The following is a 17,306-nucleotide window of genomic DNA, read 5'->3' as shown; positions in this document are numbered from 1 at the left end:
TCGGCTATCAGTGCGTTTCGGTGACTTTGTTCAGGTGGCGCGGCGTATCGGGATTGCGGCCGCGCGCGACGGCGAGATCCGCCGCCATCACGTAGAACGAAAGAATGGCGGCGATCGGGTCGAGCGCCGGATGGGCGGACTGCGCGAGCGGCAGCACCGTGCCCGATGTGCCGGGCGTGCCGGCGGGCGCCGCGAGCAGCACGGCGGCGCCGCGGGCGCGCATGTCTTCGGCGAGCTGCAGCAGGCCGGCCTGCTCGGGCCCCGGCGGCGCGAACACGAGCAGCGGATAGTCGCGGTCGATCAGCTCCATCGGGCCGTGACGGACTTCGGCGCTCGAGAAGGCCTCGGCCTGGATGCCGGACGTTTCCTTCAGCTTCAGCGCGGCTTCCTGCGCGATCGCGAGGCCCAGGCCGCGGCCGATCACGATCATCCGTTCGACGCCCGCCAGCGCGGCAACGGCCCGCGACCAGTCGAGCTGGCCGGCCTGCGCGAGCACGTCGGGCAGGCCGCGCAGCGCGGTCATCAGCGCGGCGTCGCGCTGCCAGTAGGCCACGATCTGCGCGGACAGCGACAGCATCGCGATATAGCTCTTGGTCGCGGCCACCGACAGTTCGGGGCCGGCGAGCAGCGGCAACTGGTGCTCGCATGCATCGGCAAGCGGCGACGGCAACACGTTCACGGCGGCGACGGTGCGCGCACCGGCTTCGCGCAGCGCGGCCATCGTGTTGACGAGATCGGGGCTCTTGCCCGACTGGGAGAACGCGATCGCGAGCTGGTCCTGCACCTTCAGCGGCGCCTGCTGCAGCGTCGCGACCGACATCGGCAGCGACGCGACCGGCACGCCGAGGCGGCTCATCGTCAGGCTCGCGAAATAGTTCGCGGCGTGATCCGAGCTGCCGCGCGCGACCGTCAGCGCGACGGCCGGCGGGTGATCGAGCAATTGGCCGGCGAGCGCTTCGACGCGCGTGGTGTCGGCGATCTGCGCGGCGACGACCTGGGCGGACTCGCGCGCTTCCTTAAGCATATTCGACAATCGATTCTCCTTCGACGTAAGTCGCGGTGAGGTTCAGGTCGCGATCGAACACCGCGAGGTCGGCCCATGCGCCGCGCTCGAGGCGGCCGCGATCGGTGACGCCGAGGTAGTCGGCCGCATAGCGCGACATCCGGTTCGACACGTCGGCGATCGGCAGGCCGAGCGACACGAGGTTGCGCAGCGCCTGATCCATCGTCAGCGTGCTGCCGGCGAGCGTGCCGTCGGCCAGCCGCACGCCGCCGAGGCACTTCGTCACGTGCTGGCTGCCGAGCCGGTATTCGCCGTCGGGCATCCCGGTGGCGGACGTGCTGTCGGTCACGACGTACAGGCGCGGGATCGCGCGCAGCGCAGCACGAATCGCGCCCGGGTGGACGTGCAGCAGGTCTGGGATGATTTCCGCGTATTCGGCATGCGCAAGCGCCGCGCCTACCAGGCCCGGGTTGCGGTGATGCAGCGGCGACATCGCGTTGAACAGGTGCGTGAAGCCGCACGCGCCGTGCTTGAGCGCGGCCACCGCGTCGTCGTAGGTCGCGAGCGAATGGCCGAGCTGCACGCGCACGCCGCGCGCGGCCATCTCGCCGATGATCTCGATGTGGCCGGCGATTTCCGGTGCGAGCGTGACGACGCGAATCGGCGCGATCGACAGGTACTTCAGCACTTCGTCGAGCACGGCCGACACGGCCGCGTCGGGTTGCGCGCCGAGCTTGCCGGGGTTGATGTACGGCCCTTCGAGGTGCACGCCGAGCACGCGCGCGCCGCCCGGCGTGCGGGTGCGTGCAACGCTGCCGAGATTGCCGACGACTTTCATCAGTTCGTCGCGCGGCGCGGTCATCGTCGTCGCGAGCAGGCTCGTCGTGCCGAATTGCGCGTGCGTGCGGGCGATCGTCTCGATCGCGTCGCCGCCTTCCATCACGTCGGCGCCGCCGCCGCCGTGCACGTGCAGGTCGATGAAGCCGGGCAGGATGTAAGGCGCGTCGTTCTTCGCGGGATCGACGGGCTTGCCGTCGAGGGTCGTGATGCGGCCGTTCTCGCTATCGAGCGAACCGTGAATCCAGCCGTCGGGGGTAAGGATGTTTCCAGTCAGCATGACGTTCTCTTGATGATCTGGTGACGCGAGCATCCGCGTCGTGATTTGCAAATCCGTGTCGTTGCTTCACGCGGGTCGCGCGCGGGCAGTCTCGCGCGTCAGCGTTTCAGTTCGGCGACGAAGTCGTAGTAATCGTCGCGGCAATACGTTTCACTCACTTCGATCGCGCGCTGGTCGGCGCCGTAGCCGACCCGCGTGATCACCAGCAGCGCCGAACCCGGCTTCACCGCCATCCATTTCGCGATCGCGTGGGTCGCGTTCGCCGCGCGAAAGTGCTGCAGCGCGCGCACGACGGTCATCCCGCGCGCTTCGAGGTATTCGTACAGCGACGCGCCGAGCACCTGCGGATCGGGCACCACCGCGGCCGGCAGCGTCGAGTGCTCGACGGCCATCACGATGCCGTCCGCACGGCGCAGCCGTTCGAGTCGCGCCACCGTCGCGCCGGGCGCGAGGCCGAGACGCGTGATCTCGTCGCGGTTTGCGGCGCGCAGCGTGCGCGACAGCCACACCGAATCGGGCACGAAGCCGCGCTGCCGCATCTTCGCGGTGAAGCCGACGAGACGCGACAGCGGATCGGCAACGCGCGGCGTGATGAAGCTGCCTGCCCCGCGCGCCCGCTTGATCAGCCCCTGCTCGACCAGCAGCGCGAGTGCGCGACGGGCCGTGATCCGCGACACACCGACCGACACCGACAGCAGCCGCTCCGACGGTAGCGCCTCACCGGCCTGCCATGCGCCGGCGTGGATCGCACTCGCCAGGTTGCGGGCGAGCTGCAGATAAAGCGGCGTGTCGCTGAGGGGATCGGGCGCCAGTTCGGACCAGCCGGTTTCCATGTGCCTCCGGGTGTCGGACGACGACCTCGGGCCGTCGAAAGTGAGGGCATTATATAACCACCATAATACCAGTCAACGAACTGGTATTAGCGGTGCAGAAATCGCCGAAAGCCTTGCCAGGCAAGCGGTTTAGTTCCAACAAACCCTTTGTTTACAACAAAGTATCGGATAGGGATTTACCCGGATTGGTATGCAAGGGGACAGTTCCAGTACGCGTCTCGGCCAGGTTTTGGGCGCGAATATGAGACCTGAATAGAACCAGTTGAGCCGACTGGTATGCACGGATGGCGGCAGGCGCGCCGCGACCGCCACGGTGCGTCAGTGGAATTCGCGGCTCGCTGTGCGCAGGCCGCCGAGCAGCGGCGTCAGATCCTCGAAGTGTTGCGCGACGAGGTGCCTCACGTCGCTCACGACCTGCCACACGCCGGACGCCGCGAGCAGCCGCGAATCGAGGGTTTCGCGGCGCTGCCGCGCGAGCAGTTCGGGCCGGACGATCAGGTTCACGCAGCCGGTTTCGTCCTCGAGCGTCATGAACATCACGCCTTTCGCGGTGCCCGGCATCTGCCGTGCAGTCACGAGCCCGCACGCGCGCGCGAGCCGGCCGTCGGGGCGGTCATGCAATTCGGCCGCGGACGACAGCCGCCGCGCGCGCAGCTCGGGCCGCAGCAGCGCGACGGGGTGGCGGTTCAGCGTGAGGCCGGTGGTGTGATAGTCGGCGAGGATGTCGTCGGCTTCCGACGGCGCACCGAATGCGGGCTTCTCCACTTCGTCGATCGGCGCGGCGGCGAGCAGGTCGCGCTCGGGGGCTGCTGCGACCGCTTGCCACAATGCGTCGCGGCGATGGCCGGCGAGCGTCGCAAGCGCGTTCGCGGCGGCGAGCGCTTCGAGGTCGCGGCATTCGAGCTGCGCGCGGCGCGCGAGGGTGTCGACACTGTCGAACGGGCCGGCTGCGCGTGCCGCTTCGATGCGGCGCGCGGCGGCTTCGCCGAGACCGCGCACAAGAGACAGGCCGAGCCGCACGGCGGGTTGGCCGTGCGGAGGCGGCTGGTCGGGCAGCGCTTCCAGCGACGCTTCCCAGTTGCTTTGCGTCACGTCGATCGGCAGCACCTGCACGCCGTGCCGCTTCGCGTCCTGCACGAGTTGCGACGGCGGGTAGAAACCCATCGGCTGGCTGTTCAGCAATGCGGCGAGGAAGATCGCCGGTTCGTGGCATTTGAGCCAGCTGCTGGCGTACGCGAGTTTCGCGAAGCTTGCCGCGTGGCTTTCGGGGAATCCGTAATCGCCGAAGCCCTTGATCTGTTCGAAGATCTGTTCGGCGAAGTCGGGTGGATAGTCGCGCTCGCGCATCCCGTCGACGATCTTGCGGTGATATTTCTCGAGATTGCCCTTGCGCTTCCACGCGGCCATCGCGCGGCGCAGCTCGTCGGCCTCGCCGGGCGTGAAGCCTGCCGCGATCATCGCGATCTGCATCACCTGCTCCTGGAAGATCGGCACGCCGTACGTACGTTCGAGCGCGGGCTTCAATTCCTCTTTCGGATAACTGACCTTTTCGATTCCCTGGCGCCGTTTCAGATAGGGGTGCACTGCCCCGCCCTGGATCGGCCCCGGCCGCACGATCGCCACCTCGATCACCAGATCGTAGTAAGTCTTCGGGCGCAGGCGCGGCAGCATCGACATCTGCGCGCGCGATTCGATCTGGAACACGCCGACTGTGTCGGCACGACAGATCATGTCGTAGGTCGCCTTGTCATCCTGTGGAATGTGCTTCAGCGTGAACGGCTCGCCGCCCGGTTTCGGCGGCCCGCGCCATGCGGTGCGCATGTCGAACGCGCGATGCAGCGCCGACAGCATGCCGAGCGCGAGCACGTCGACCTTCATCAGCTTGAGCGATTCGAGATCGTCTTTATCCCACTGGATCACGCGCCGCCCGTCCATTGCGGCGTTCTCGACGGGCACGAGCCGCGTGAGCTTGCCGCGGCTGATCACGAAACCGCCCGAGTGCTGCGACAAGTGGCGCGGAAAGTTGAGCAGTCGCCCCGACAATTCGGCCCATGCGCGAATCATCGGCGTCGCCGGGTCGAGCCCGGTCGTCGCGAATTGCTGCAGCAGGTCACGGCTGCCGTCGAACCAGCGGTGCCCTTTCGCGACGCGATCGATCAGCATCGGATCGACACCGAGCGCCTTGCCGGTTTCGCGCAGCACGCCGCGCGGACGATAGGTCGAAACGGCCGCCGCGAGTGCCGCGCGATCCTTGCCGTATTTCTTGTAGATATGCTGAATCACTTCCTCCCGGCGCTGATGCTCGAAGTCGACGTCGATGTCGGGCGGCTCGCCACGCTCCTCGCTGATGAAACGCTCGAACAGCATCGTGCTCTGATCGGGGTCGACCTCGGTGATACCGAGGCAATAGCAGACAACCGAGTTTGCCGCCGAGCCCCGGCCCTGGCACAGGATGTTCTGGCTGCGCGCGTATTTGACGATGTCGTAGACGGTCAGGAAGAACGGTTCGTAGCTCAGCTTCGCGATCAGGTCGAGTTCATACCGGATCTGCTTCGCCACTTTCTCCGGAATGCCGTTCGGATAACGCTCGGCCGCGCCTGCCCGGGTTTCCTGTTCCAGATAGCTCGTCGGCGTGAGCCCCTTCGGCACGATCTCGTCGGGATATTCGTAGCGCAGCGAATCGAGTTCGAAATGACAAGCATCGAGAATCGCGCACGTCTGCGCGATCTCCTCCGGCGAGTACAGTTGCCCGATTCGCTGTCGCGAGCGCAGATGCTGTTCCGCATTCGGCGCAAGCGCATACCCGCACTCGGAAACCGGCATGCCGACGCGGATTGCCGTCATCACGTCCTGCAGTTCCTTGCACGAGCGCCGGTGCATCGTCACGTCACCCAGCGCGACGATGCGCACGCCACGTCGTTCGCCGGCCGCACGAATCTCCTCGCGCTGCGCACCGTCCAGCGCGCGCTGCAACTGCACGAGCCCGAGCCGCGCACGTTCGCCGAACGTCGCGCGAAACCACGCGACCTGCGCATCGAGTACATCGGCACGCACCGGATACGTGGGCACGAGAATCGCGAAGCAGTCGGGCACGCCGCGCAAGTGGGCAAACTCGGCAGGCGGTGCCGACAGCATCCGCGACGTCAGCGTGTAAGTGCCCTTCGGCGACGCCATTCGCCGCCACGAAATCAGCTCGGACAGGTTGCCGTAGCCCTCGCGGTTCTGCGCCAGCAACACGAGCCCGAACGCGCCGGGGCCCGGATCGTGGCCAGGCGCGACTTCATCCGGCGTGACTTCGAAATACGAACCGATGACGAGCGGCAGCCCTTTCGCCTTCGCGGCGACATGCATGCGCGGCGCGCCTGCGAGCGAACATTCGTCGGTGATCGCGATCCCGCGATAGCCGAGTTCGGACGCACGCTCGACCAGTTCCTCCGCATGCGACGCGCCATGCAGGAACGAAAAGTTCGAGCGGCAAAACAACTCCGCGTAATCGGGCAGCCAGCTGAATTCCGCAACCATCGCCGCTCACCCGAACAGGCCGTGCAGGAACCAGCGCGGCTCGGACTCGCTCCTCGCCCGTTCCTTGAATACCCAGTAGCACGCACCGGCCTCGTCCTGCGCGACGCAGTAATCGCGTGCAGCAAGCTGACCATCGAACCACCCTGCCTCGATCCGCTCCACCGACGACATCATCCTGAGCGGCGTATGAAATACCGGCCGCTCCCCGCGCATCAGCAACGGCAGCGGCTCGGCCAGCAGCCACGCGGGACGCGGCGGCACGGCCGGCGGGCCAGCGGCCGGCTTGCCGGCCGGCGCATCCAGCGGCAGCCAGCGGTTCGCGGCCTCGGGCCGGTAATCGGCAACCGGCGCCGCGCGCAGCACGTTCTCCGCGCCGAGCCGCGCGACCAGCAGCTCGAACAGCCGCGCGCGCGTCTCGCGCGTGCCGCCCGGCTCGGGGAAAAGATCGTCGGCCGGCGGCGCGACCGATTCGACGCGCGTGGCCTTCAGGCGCACCGCGATCACCGCGGCCGGCAACTCGACGCGCGCGAGCCGCTCGCCGAGCAGCCGCATGAAATGCGCCTCGTCGCGCACGGGTGCGGCGAACGCGAGTTCGAGCGGCGTCGGCGGCACGGCCTGGCGGCCGCGCTCGTGCTCGAGATCGAACGTCATCGCGGCCAGCGACAGTTGCCGCGCGGCCAGCCAGCCGCAGAGCTGCACGACGAGCCGCCGCGCGGCGAACAGCACGGCTTCCGCGTATTCGACGCGCTCCGGCAATTCGAGCCGCACGTCGAACACGGGCGGCACCGCCATCCACGCCAGCGGCTCGACCGCATCGCCGTACGCGCGATCGAGCGACGCCAGCAGCGCGGGACCGCAGCGGCGCTGCAGCCCCGCGCGCGGCAGGCGGCGCAGATCGGCGAGCGTGCGGCAACCGAGACCGTCGAACCAGCCTGCATACGGACGCGCATCGGGCAACAGCACGCACGGCAGCCCATCGAGCGCGCGAACCAGCGACGCAGGGGCGGCCACCCGGCGCCGGATCCGCGCGCGGGCCGAGACACGCGCGAGCAGCCACGCACCGCGCCCGGTCGGCGCGGCGGACAGGCGCGCCGCATAACCGAGCGCCGCGAGCGTCGCACGCACCTGGCTGCACAGCGACGGCAAGCCGCCGAACAGGCGCAGGCTCGGGCCGACGTCGACAATCAGCGTGGCCTCGTCGTCGAGCGCGACGCACGGCGAGAAGCGCAGCAATGCGAGCGCGACCGCGCGCAGCGCATCGGCCTCGCGCGCGGGATCGCGTTCGACGAGTTGCGTGTCGGGCGCGAGCGTCAGCACGCCGCCGCGCTTCATGCCCGCGCGTACGCCTTGCCGGCGCGCGGCTGCATCGGCGATCAGCACGACGCCTTGCTCGAGCACCGCGCAGCCGGCGCCGCCGGCCGCTGCGTCAGACGGCGGCGGGGCGCACACGTCGAGCGGCAGGCGCGGCAGATGGATGCCGAGCAAGACGCGCATAGCGGCTCTCCACGATGGGCGACGGCAGGTCGAGCACGAGCGGCTCGCCGCGCGCCGGCCCGCGACGCTTGACGATATCGAGCGACACGCCGCCCGGCACGGGATACAGCGCGACGCGCAGCACGGCCGGCGACGGCTGCCGCGCGGCGGACAGCGGGCGCAACATCACGAACAGCGTGTCGCCCGTGCGCGCGGCCGCGAGATGCAGGCGCCGCAGCGCATCGGGCCGCGGGTCCTGCCAGAGCAGCAGCGCGCCGCAACAGCCGGTCTTGAGCGCCTGTTCGGCGGCCCACAACGCATCCGTGCGGCTGCCGGCGCGCAGCCACAACAACGCGTCGGCCGGCACGCCGAGACTGGCGAGCGCGATCGCATGCGGCGATTGCGGCGGCGCGACGAGCGCGAGCGGACGCCGGGCGCTGACGGTGCGTGCGAGCGCGGGCGCGAGCAGCCGCATCTCGCCGCAACCCGGCTGCGCGGCCAGCAGTTCGACGAGCCCGCCGACCGGCCAGCCGCCGCCCGGCAGCTCGGCGGACAGCGGCGCAAAGCCCGTGTCGATCGTGCGCGGACCGCCGCGCGCGAGCTGCGAGCCACGCCAGAGCGATGGATGAAGGGATTCGGGAGAAATGGAGGATGCGAGCATGACGCCACCCACAACTGTATGGATATACAGTATATGGCAATGCGCTCGCATCGCACAGCGCCGGTGCGAAACCGGTTTTTGTCAGAGGAAAAACGGGGAGAAAGCCGGCGCGCCCGTCATGTTACGGTGCGCCGGATCGGGCGTGGCCGGATCGTGCCGCCCGAACGCCCGCCACAACCATCCGGCCCGATGCGACGCACGCGCGCCGAATCGCCCGGCCGGATCGGCATGCCACGCCTCACGCAAACCGGCACGGTGCGGCATCCCGCACCGCGCCGGCCCGCCTGCCGCCCGTCAGCCGAGCAGCAACGCGTCGTCGTCGAGCTGCTCGTGACGCACCTTCTCGAACATCTGCAGCAGGTCCGGCACGTCGAGCCCCTTGCGCGCGTCGCCCGACACGTCGAGCACGACCTGCCCCTGGTGCAGCATCACCGTGCGGTCGCCGTAGTCGAGCGCCTGCCGCATGCTGTGCGTGACCATCATCGTCGTCAGCTTGCTCTCGGCGACGATGCGCGCGGTCAGTTCCAGCACGAATGCGGCCGTCTTCGGATCGAGCGCGGCGGTGTGCTCGTCGAGCAGCAGGATCCGCGACGGCCGCAGCGACGCCATCAACAGGCTCACCGCCTGCCGCTGGCCGCCCGACAGCAGCCCGATCCGGTCGGTCAGCCGGTTCTCGAGGCCGAGGTTCAGGAGCCGCAGCTTGTCGCGGAACAGCTCGCGCGACGGCCGGTCGAGCGCGGCCCGGAAGCCGCGCCGCGCACCACGCGCCATCGCGAGCGCCATGTTCTCCTCGATCGTCAGCGCCTCGCAGGTGCCGGCCATCGGATCCTGGAACACGCGCGCGACGAGGTGCGCGCGATCCCACGCGGCCTTGCGCGTGACGTCCGTGCCGTCGATCGAGATGCGTCCCGCATCGACGGCCTGGTCGCCGCTGACCGCATTGAGGAAGGTCGACTTGCCGGCGCCGTTCGAGCCGATCACCGCGACGAACTGGCCGTCGGGGATCTCGAGCGACAGCCCGCGCAGCGCACGCGTCTCGATCGGCGTGCCGGGATTGAACGTGAGTGTCAGGTCTTGTGCGGACAGCATGTCAGGCCCCTCCGTTCTTGCGCGCGAACAGCTTCTTGCGCGTCGCCGGCAGCACCAGCGCGATCGTGACGAGCGCGGCCGTCACGAGGTTCAGGTCCTGCGCCTTCAGCCCGATGAATTCGCTGTTGAGCGCAAGCGCGATGAAGAAGCGGTAGACGATCGCGCCGAGCACGACGGCAAGCGTCGTCAGCACGAGCCGGCGCGCCGGCAGCAGCGTTTCGCCGATGATCACCGCGGCCAGCCCGATCACGATCGTGCCGATCCCCATCGAGATGTCCGCGCCGCCCTGCGTCTGCGCGAACAACGCGCCTGCGAGCGCGACGAGCGCGTTCGACAGCGCCATCCCGGCGAGCGTCGCGCGGCCGGTCGCGATACCTTGCGCACGCGCCATCCGCGGGTTCGCGCCGGTCGCGCGCATCGCGAGGCCGAGCTGCGACGAGAAGAACCAGTCGAGGCCGAGCTTCGCGACCACGACGACGATCGCGAGCAGCGCCGGGCGCAGCACGTAGTCGGGCATCCAGTCGGGCTGCAGCACGGTGAAGAGGGTCGGCTCGGTGATGAGCGGCACGTTCGGCCGGCCCATGATCCGCAGGTTCACCGAATACAGCGCGATCATCATCAGGATACTGGCGAGCAGATCCATGATCTTCAGGCGCACGTTGAGCCACCCGGTGACGAAGCCGGCCGCCGCGCCCGCGACGATCGCGATGCAGGTGGAACTGAACGGGTCGTGGCCGGCCGAGATCAGCGTCGCGGCGACGGCGCCGCCGAGTGGAAAGCTGCCGTCGACGGTGAGGTCGGGGAAGTTGAGGATGCGAAACGAGATCAGCACCCCGAGGGCGACGAGACTGAAGATCAGGCCGATCTCCAGCGCGCCCAGAAACGAGAACAGAGACATGATGGGGAAATCCTGTTGCTTCCCGGCCGGACGTGTACGGCCGGGCGAAGCGAACGGGCGGCCCCGGGTGGGAGCCGCCCGTCCGGCGGTGTCGTTCAGGCCCGGATCGGGCCCGCAAGCGCGGCGCTCGGGCCGCGGCTTACTTGATGACCGTCTTCGCGTCCTTGAGCAGATCCGGCGACAGCGTCACGCCCTGCTTCGCGGCCGCGCCCGTGTTCGCGAACAGCTCGAGGTTGCTGCTCGTTTCCGACGCGATCGCGCCCGGCTTCTCGCCCTTCAGGATGCGCGCGACGACCTTGCCCGTCTGGCGGCCGAGGTCGCCGTAGTTGATGCCGAGCGCCGCGATGCCGCCGCGCTTCACGCTGTCGGTGTCGCCGGCGACGAGCGGGATCTTCGCTTCGTTCGCGACCTTCACGAGCGCTTCGTACGCGGACACGACGTTGTTGTCGGTGTTCGTATAGATCACGTCGACCTTGCCGATCAGGCTCTTCGCGGCCGGGCCGATGTCGACGGTACGCGGTGCGGCCGCTTCCTTGAGCGTCATCCCCTGCTTCGCGAGGATCTCCTTGAGCGCCTTCACGACGACGACCGAGTTTGCCTCGCCCGGGTTGTAGACCATGCCGACCGTCTTCGCATTCGGCACGACGCGCTTGATCAGCGCGACCTGGCGATCGAGCGGCAGCTTGTCGGACACGCCCGTCACGTTGGTACCCGACGGGCCCCAGCCCTTCACGAGCTGCGCGGCGACCGGATCGGTCACGCCCGAATAGACGACCGGTACGCTCTTCGTCGATGCAACCACCGCCTGCGCGGCCGGCGTCGCGATCGCGACGATCACGTCGGGCCGGTCACCGACGAACTTGCGCGCAATCTGCGCGGCCGTGCCCGTGTTGCCCTGCGCGCTCTGGTATTCCCACTTGAGCTTGTCGTCGCCGTACCCTTGCGCCTTCAGTTCGGCGCGCACGCCGTCGCGGATCGCGTCGAGCGCCGGGTGATCGACGATCGACAGCACCTTGACGGTCTGTGCGTGCGCGGCGCCTGCCAGCGCGAGTGCGGCCACGCCGGCCGTGATCGAACGGATCGCGAAAGTCTTGAAACGCTTCATGGATGTGTCTCCCCCGTATTGTGTCGGTTCTGGATGATGGATTCCCGCCGCCGTCAGGCGGGCGCCGCCATGCGTGCGACGCGTCGGCGAGCGGCCCGCGCACGCTCCGGGAAAGCGTGCAGCGGCGAACGCACGAGGATACCATTTCCGCAGACCACCGCCTGACTCCGCGCTTTCGCATCACACCCCGAATCGCAGCGCCCGCCGACGCCCGCGAACGCGCGCGAAGCCCGGCCGGCGGCGGTTCCCGCCGGCTCCAACGCAACGGGTCAGCCGCGCTTGCGGCTTTACGTTATGCTGTCGGCCGACCCAATCCACGCCTTCGGAGGGCACATGAAACGGGGGATCCGAGCCATCGCATTCGCGGCGCTCGCGCTGGCGCTGCCGAGCGCGGCGTTCGCGCTGACCGACGGCTATGCGCAATACGACGACTGCATGCTCGGCGCGCTGCGCGACAGCCGCAACGGCGCGGCGGCGCAACTGATCCAGCGCTCGTGCGACGCGCTGTATCGCAACAACGCGATGCTGCTGCCGCGCGAACGGCGCTTTCATGAGTGTGTCGTGCAGTCGCTGCCAGGCGTGCGCGACAATTACGCGATCCAGCAGATCATGTCGATCTGCTCGCGGCGCGGCGAGATGTGAGCCGGCCGCGGAACGCGACACCTCCTGCGGCCGTCGATCGGCCGCGCCAACGAAAAAAGGGCCTGCACGCGATGCAGGCCCTTTTCATTCAGCGGTTCGACCGGTATGCGGCGTTCAGAACGACGCGACCATCGAGCCCTTGAACTGCTTCTTGATGAATTCCCGCACTTCCGGCGACTGGTATGCCTTGACCAGCTTCTTCACCCACGGCTGATCCTTGTCCTTCGCGCGCACGGCGATCAGGTTCGCGTACGGGCTCGTCAGCGCTTCGAGCGCGATCGCGTCCTTGGTCGGCTGCAGGTTCGCGGCGAGCGCGTAGTTAGTGTTGATCACGGCCGCGTCGACGTCCGACAGCACGCGCGGCAGTTGCGCGGCGTCGAGTTCGGAGATCTTCAGTTTCTTCGGGTTGTCGGCGATGTCGAGCACCGTTGCGTTGTTGCCGCCCGTGCCGGCGCCCGCCTTCAGCTTGATCAGGCCTTGCGTCTGCAGCAGCAGCAGCGCGCGGTTCTCGTTCGACGGATCGTTCGGCACCGCGACCTTCGCGCCCTGCGGCAGGTCCTTCAGCGCCTTGAACTTCTTCGAGTACACGCCGATCGGCGAGATGTAGGTCAGGCCCGCGCTGACGATCTTGTAGCCGCGCTGCTTCACCTGGCTGTCGAGGTAGGGCTGGTGCTGGAAGCTGTTCGCGTCGAGGTCGCCCGAGTCGAGCGCCGCGTTCGGCTGCACGTAGTCGTTGAACTCGATGACCTTCACGTTCAGGCCTTCCTTCTCCTTCGCGACCTTCTGCACGAGTTGCCACACTTCCGAATCCGGGCCGGCGACCGTGCCGACCTTGATCACCTTGTCTTCGGCGTGCGCGCCTGCCGACAGCGTCAGTGCTGCACCGGTGGCCAGCGCGGAAAATACCTTCAGGAGACTGCGACGCTTCATCTGTTTCTCGCTTTCTTGCTTACTGGATTACTCGAAATAGGGCGCGATACGGGTATGCCCCGACTCGCAGGAAGGGGCAAATGGTGTCACAGGATCGGCGGGAAGTGAAATACATCCCGCTCATATGGGTATGCTCCGCAGCGGTGCTGGCAGCACCTGCGCGACTCGGCCGTTAGTTGCGTTTATGCAGGTCGCGCATCGGCCTCCTGTGCGTTACGCCACCGCCGCCTGATCTGCCTTCGTGGCGCCGAGTGCAGGCCCACCCACCTGCCCGCCGACCCGGAACGCGCCGACCGTGTCGCGCAGCCGTGCGGCCTGTTCCTGCAGCGACGCGGCGGCCGCGGCGGCCTCCTCGACGAGCGCCGCGTTCTGCTGCGTCACCTGATCCATCTGCGTGACCGCGCGCCCGACCTGCGTGATGCCGCTCGCCTGCTCCTCGGACGCCGCCGCGATCTCGCCCATGATGTCGGTCACGCGTGCGACGGCCTGCAGGATCTCGCCCATCGTCGTGCCGGCCTGGCCGACCAGCGCCGACCCGTTGCGCACGCGCTCGACCGAGTCGACGATCAGCTCGCGGATCTCCTTCGACGCCGTCGCGCTGCGCTGCGCGAGCGAACGCACTTCGCCCGCGACCACCGCGAAGCCGCGCCCCTGCTCGCCGGCGCGCGCGGCTTCGACCGCCGCGTTCAGCGCGAGGATGTTGGTCTGGAATGCGATGCCCTCGATCACGCCGATGATGTCGGCGATCTTGCGCGAGCTGTCGTCGATCTCGCCCATCGTGCCGATCACGCGGTTCACGACGTCGCTCCCGGTACGGGCGATCTCCGATGCGTTGTTCGCCAGCCCGCTCGCCTGCCGCGCATTGTCGGCGTTCTGCTTCACCGTCGCGGTCAGCTGCTCCATGCTCGCGGCGGTTTCTTCCAGCGACGCGGCCTGCTCCTCGGTGCGCTGCGACAGGTCGTCGTTGCCGGCCGAGATCTGGCGGCTCGCCGACGCGATCGCTCCGGCCGACTGGCGAATCCCGCCGATCGTCGCCTGCAGCCGTGCCTGCATGTCGTGCATCGCGGCCATCATGCTCGTGCGGTCGCCCGCCCGCACGGGCACCGGCTGCGTCAGGTCGCCCTGCGCGATACGCGCCGCGAGCGCGGCCGCTTCGTCGGGCTCGCCGCCGAGGCTGCCGCGCACGTTGCGGATGATCACCAGCATCGCCGCGCTGATCACGAAGCCGATCACGAACACGACCGCGAGGTGGCCGAGCAGTGTCCGGTAGTAAATGGTGTCGATGTCCTTCAGGAAGACGCCGCTCGAGATGTTCCAGTCCCACGGCGTGAAGCGCGTGACGTAGCTGATCTTCGGCACGGCGGTCTCGCTGTGCGGCAGGCGCCCGCGATACTCGGCGAAGCCGCTGCCGGTTTCCTTCGCGGCGTTCAGGATCGTGACGAACAGCGGCTTGCCGTCCGGGTCGAGATAGTCGCCGACCTGCGTGCCGACCAGCTTCGGCAGCGTCGGATGCATCAGCACGACCGGCTTCGAGTCCATCACGAACACGTAGCCCGAATCGCCGTAGCGCATCGCGGCCAGGCTCGCGAGCGCGTCGCGCTTCGCGTCGGCCTCCGGCAGCGTGCCGCTTTGTGCGAGTGCGTGATACGCCTTCACGATGCCGGCCGCCGAATCGACGAGATTCGCGATGCCGGCCTTGCGTTCGGCGAGCATCGTCGCGCGCGTCTCGTACGCGCTCCATGCGCCAACGCCCAGGAGACCGATCCATACCAGCGCAAGCGCGAGCCACAGCTTGCGGTTCAAACTCATTCTGCTCATCTGCGTGCCTTTGTCGATGTCGATGCGCACGCTGCGCGCGAACGGCCTGCCGCGCGCAAACGCTTGCCCATTCATTTACGGCACCGAGGCTTACAACTTGAATACGAACGGGCGCCACGCACCGGCGATCGACACGCCGCCCGCGCCCCTCCCCGCGACCACCGGCGCGACAGCCCGCATCCGCTGTGCTAAAAAGACCGGCCAGCCGGCACGCGAAGAGCCGGCACCATTCCGGGGCCATCCATGTACGTCATCGACATTCACTACACCGCATCGCTCGAGCGCATCGACGACGCGCTCGAACGCCATCGCGCATTCCTGCAGCCGCAGTTCGACAAGGGCATCTTCATCGCGGCCGGGCCGAAGGTGCCGCGCGAAGGCGGCGTGATCCTCGCGGCCCGCATCGATCGCGACGAACTGGACGCGATCCTGAAGACCGATCCGTTCGTCACCGAAGGGCTCGCCACGTATCGCGTGACGGAATTCCGGATCACGCGTGCCGCATCCGGCTTCAACGTACCGGCGCTGCCGTAACGCGACGCCTGCGCGATGCGCGCGCAGGCCGCCACGCCGCCCGACGCGCGGCGCATGCAATCAACGAGGGAAGCGGGAAAGCGTGACGGCGCGTGGCGGCCGTCACGTGATCGCCGGGCCGGGCGCCCGGCGGCGGCCGGTCAGTCGACCAGCAGCTTCAGGTCGTGGACCCACGGGCCGGGGCCCTGGCCGTCGCGCACGAACAGGCGCAGCTTGCCGTCGCGGTCGAACACGTAGCTCGCGGCGGTGTGATCCATCGTGTAGCTGCCGGGCGTCTTGCCGGGCACCTTCGCGTAGTACACGCGGAAATCCTTCGTGACCTTCTTCAGTGCCGCTTCGTCGGCCGGCCGCAGGCCGATGAACGACGGATCGAACGCGGGCACGTACTGGCCGAGCAGCGCCGGCGTGTCACGCTCCGGGTCGACGGTCACGAACAGCACCTGCACGCGCTTCGCGGCATCCGGCCCGAGCTGCTTCAACGCTTCGGACAGCTCGGCCATGGTCGTCGGGCACACATCCGGGCAGTGCGTATAGCCGAAGAACATCACGACCGCCCGGCCCTTGAAGTCGGCGAGCGTGCGCACCTTGCCGGTCGTATCGGGCAGCGAAAAGTCGCTGCCGAATTGCGTGTTGCCGGTGATGTCGAGATTCTGGAATTTCGGCGCGTTGTCGCATCCGGCGAGCAGCAGCGCTGCCGTGAATGCGCATGCGAACATCCAGCCTTGGCGCGCGCGGCGCCCGAACCGTGATTGGAGCATTGCGTTCAAACCGTGCGGTTACACGCCGAGCAGCGGGCGTGCATAGTGATCGACGAGCAGCGCGGCAAACAGCAGCGACAGGTAGACGATCGAGTAGCGAAAGGCCTTGCGGGCGAGTGCGTCCGAATAGTCGCGATGGATCTTCCACGCATACGCGAGGAACACCGCGCCGAGCAGCACCGCGCTCGTCAGGTAGACGGCTCCGCTCATCCCGGAGATGAACGGCATCAGCGTGACCGCGAACAGGATCACCGTGTACAGCAGGATGTGCAGCCGCGTGAACTTCTCGCCGTGCGTGACGGGCAGCATCGGCAGCCCCGCGTTCTCGTAATCCTTGCGGCGATAGAGCGCGAGCACCCAGAAATGCGGCGGCGTCCACACGAAGATGATCAGCACGAGGATCCACGCGTCGCCCGGCACCGCGCCGGTGACCGCGGCCCAGCCGAGCGCCGGCGGCATCGCCCCCGATGCACCGCCGATCACGATGTTCTGCGGCGTCATCGGCTTGAGCAGCAGCGTGTAGATCACCGCGTAGCCGACGAAGGTGGCGATCGTCAGCCACATCGTCAGCGGGTTCGTGAACGTATAGAGCGTCCATGCGCCGACGCTGCCGAGCACGGCCGAGAACAACAGGATCTGCGGGGTCGTGATCTCGCCGCGCGCGGACGGGCGCCACGCGGTGCGGCGCATCATCGCGTCGATCTTCTGTTCGACGAGGCAGTTGATCGCGAACGCGGCGCCGGCCAGCAGCCAGATGCCGACCGTACCGCCGATCAGCACGTGCCACGGCACCATGCCCGGCGTCGCGAGGAACATGCCGATCACCGCGCAGAACACCGCGAGCTGCGTGACACGCGGCTTCGTCAGCGCCATGTATTGCGAAAACCGGCTACCGGGCGATTGGGAGAGGGTGCTTTGCATGG

General features: G+C 68.2%; 15 protein-coding genes. 2 read left to right on the top strand and 13 right to left on the bottom strand.

Translation table 11 applies throughout. The annotated features are described in order from the left end of the window. Window positions 1–7: 7 nt before the first annotated feature. From LGN17_RS32875 to LGN17_RS32835, 9 genes are all read right to left on the bottom strand, one after another. Complete coding sequence (locus tag LGN17_RS32875) at window positions 8–1,024, bottom strand: SIS domain-containing protein (protein ID WP_226201081.1); 1,017 nt, start codon at window positions 1,022–1,024, stop codon at window positions 8–10. Beyond that, entirely contained in the window at window positions 1,017–2,120 is a 1,104-nt protein-coding gene (nagA, locus tag LGN17_RS32870; protein WP_041492962.1) for an N-acetylglucosamine-6-phosphate deacetylase, read from the bottom strand. The genes LGN17_RS32875 and nagA overlap by 8 nt, the downstream gene beginning before the upstream one ends. A gap of 98 nt (window positions 2,121–2,218) precedes the next feature. Beyond that, a complete protein-coding gene (locus LGN17_RS32865; protein WP_226201035.1) occupies window positions 2,219–2,953 on the bottom strand; it encodes a GntR family transcriptional regulator in 735 nt (244 codons plus the stop codon). A gap of 318 nt (window positions 2,954–3,271) precedes the next feature. Next, entirely contained in the window at window positions 3,272–6,475 is a 3,204-nt protein-coding gene (locus LGN17_RS32860) for an error-prone DNA polymerase (RefSeq protein WP_226201034.1), read from the bottom strand. A gap of 6 nt (window positions 6,476–6,481) precedes the next feature. Further along, window positions 6,482–7,969, bottom strand: a complete 1,488-nt coding sequence (locus tag LGN17_RS32855) for a Y-family DNA polymerase (protein WP_226201033.1) — start codon at window positions 7,967–7,969, stop codon at window positions 6,482–6,484. Continuing rightward, complete coding sequence (gene imuA, locus LGN17_RS32850; RefSeq protein ID WP_226201032.1) at window positions 7,902–8,609, bottom strand: translesion DNA synthesis-associated protein ImuA; 708 nt, start codon at window positions 8,607–8,609, stop codon at window positions 7,902–7,904. Before imuA ends, LGN17_RS32855 begins: the two co-directional genes overlap by 68 nt. 294 nt (window positions 8,610–8,903) lie before the next feature. After that, window positions 8,904–9,698, bottom strand: a complete 795-nt coding sequence (locus LGN17_RS32845) for an ABC transporter ATP-binding protein (RefSeq protein ID WP_226201031.1) — start codon at window positions 9,696–9,698, stop codon at window positions 8,904–8,906. A 1-nt stretch (window position 9,699) separates the two neighbouring features. Then, window positions 9,700–10,596: an ABC transporter permease gene (locus LGN17_RS32840; RefSeq protein ID WP_226201030.1), complete on the bottom strand. Its 897-nt coding sequence runs from the start codon at window positions 10,594–10,596 to the stop codon at window positions 9,700–9,702. Between the two features lie 139 nt (window positions 10,597–10,735). Continuing rightward, window positions 10,736–11,701, bottom strand: coding sequence for an ABC transporter substrate-binding protein (locus tag LGN17_RS32835; RefSeq protein ID WP_226201029.1), 966 nt, complete (start codon window positions 11,699–11,701; stop codon window positions 10,736–10,738). Window positions 11,702–12,034: 333 nt separating this feature from the next. Between LGN17_RS32835 and LGN17_RS32830 the strand changes: the two genes are divergently transcribed. Continuing rightward, window positions 12,035–12,343: a VF_A0006 family four-cysteine protein gene (locus tag LGN17_RS32830; RefSeq protein ID WP_175951468.1), complete on the top strand. Its 309-nt coding sequence runs from the start codon at window positions 12,035–12,037 to the stop codon at window positions 12,341–12,343. 114 nt (window positions 12,344–12,457) lie between these two features. Here LGN17_RS32830 and LGN17_RS32825 read toward each other — a convergent pair whose 3' ends face one another. Further along, window positions 12,458–13,273: a MetQ/NlpA family ABC transporter substrate-binding protein gene (locus LGN17_RS32825; RefSeq protein ID WP_175970695.1), complete on the bottom strand. Its 816-nt coding sequence runs from the start codon at window positions 13,271–13,273 to the stop codon at window positions 12,458–12,460. 213 nt (window positions 13,274–13,486) lie between these two features. Further along, window positions 13,487–15,091, bottom strand: coding sequence for a methyl-accepting chemotaxis protein (locus tag LGN17_RS32820; RefSeq protein WP_226201028.1), 1,605 nt, complete (start codon window positions 15,089–15,091; stop codon window positions 13,487–13,489). Window positions 15,092–15,334: 243 nt separating this feature from the next. Here LGN17_RS32820 and LGN17_RS32815 point away from each other — a divergent pair, with 243 nt between their 5' ends. Continuing rightward, complete coding sequence (locus LGN17_RS32815) at window positions 15,335–15,625, top strand: YciI family protein (RefSeq protein WP_039346187.1); 291 nt, start codon at window positions 15,335–15,337, stop codon at window positions 15,623–15,625. Window positions 15,626–15,765: 140 nt separating this feature from the next. Here LGN17_RS32815 and LGN17_RS32810 read toward each other — a convergent pair whose 3' ends face one another. Further along, window positions 15,766–16,383, bottom strand: coding sequence for an SCO family protein (locus tag LGN17_RS32810; protein ID WP_226201027.1), 618 nt, complete (start codon window positions 16,381–16,383; stop codon window positions 15,766–15,768). An 18-nt stretch (window positions 16,384–16,401) separates the two neighbouring features. After that, a complete protein-coding gene (cyoE, locus tag LGN17_RS32805; RefSeq protein WP_226201026.1) occupies window positions 16,402–17,304 on the bottom strand; it encodes a heme o synthase in 903 nt (300 codons plus the stop codon). Between the last annotated feature and the right edge of the window lie 2 nt (window positions 17,305–17,306).

Origin of the sequence: Burkholderia sp. AU30280 (assembly GCF_020420125.1) — a bacterium.
GTDB lineage: Bacteria > Pseudomonadota > Gammaproteobacteria > Burkholderiales > Burkholderiaceae > Burkholderia.
This window is presented reverse-complemented; position numbering and strand designations above follow the sequence as displayed.

Bases quoted from the DNA above. Each gene is read 5' to 3' on its own strand.
- LGN17_RS32845 (WP_226201031.1), bottom strand. From the start codon at position 9,698: ATGCTGTCCGCACAAGACCTGACACTCACGTTCAATCCCGGCACGCCG.
- LGN17_RS32840 (WP_226201030.1), bottom strand. From the start codon at position 10,596: ATGTCTCTGTTCTCGTTTCTGGGCGCGCTGGAGATCGGCCTGATCTTC.
- LGN17_RS32820 (WP_226201028.1), bottom strand. From the start codon at position 15,091: ATGAGCAGAATGAGTTTGAACCGCAAGCTGTGGCTCGCGCTTGCGCTG.
- LGN17_RS32815 (WP_039346187.1), top strand. From the start codon at position 15,335: ATGTACGTCATCGACATTCACTACACCGCATCGCTCGAGCGCATCGAC.
- imuA (WP_226201032.1), bottom strand. From the start codon at position 8,609: ATGCTCGCATCCTCCATTTCTCCCGAATCCCTTCATCCATCGCTCTGG.
- nagA (WP_041492962.1), bottom strand. From the start codon at position 2,120: ATGCTGACTGGAAACATCCTTACCCCCGACGGCTGGATTCACGGTTCG.
- LGN17_RS32830 (WP_175951468.1), top strand. From the start codon at position 12,035: ATGAAACGGGGGATCCGAGCCATCGCATTCGCGGCGCTCGCGCTGGCG.
- LGN17_RS32865 (WP_226201035.1), bottom strand. From the start codon at position 2,953: ATGGAAACCGGCTGGTCCGAACTGGCGCCCGATCCCCTCAGCGACACG.
- LGN17_RS32875 (WP_226201081.1), bottom strand. From the start codon at position 1,024: ATGCTTAAGGAAGCGCGCGAGTCCGCCCAGGTCGTCGCCGCGCAGATC.
- LGN17_RS32835 (WP_226201029.1), bottom strand. From the start codon at position 11,701: ATGAAGCGTTTCAAGACTTTCGCGATCCGTTCGATCACGGCCGGCGTG.
- LGN17_RS32825 (WP_175970695.1), bottom strand. From the start codon at position 13,273: ATGAAGCGTCGCAGTCTCCTGAAGGTATTTTCCGCGCTGGCCACCGGT.
- LGN17_RS32810 (WP_226201027.1), bottom strand. From the start codon at position 16,383: ATGCTCCAATCACGGTTCGGGCGCCGCGCGCGCCAAGGCTGGATGTTC.
- cyoE (WP_226201026.1), bottom strand. From the start codon at position 17,304: ATGCAAAGCACCCTCTCCCAATCGCCCGGTAGCCGGTTTTCGCAATAC.
- LGN17_RS32855 (WP_226201033.1), bottom strand. From the start codon at position 7,969: ATGCGCGTCTTGCTCGGCATCCATCTGCCGCGCCTGCCGCTCGACGTG.
- LGN17_RS32860 (WP_226201034.1), bottom strand. From the start codon at position 6,475: ATGGTTGCGGAATTCAGCTGGCTGCCCGATTACGCGGAGTTGTTTTGC.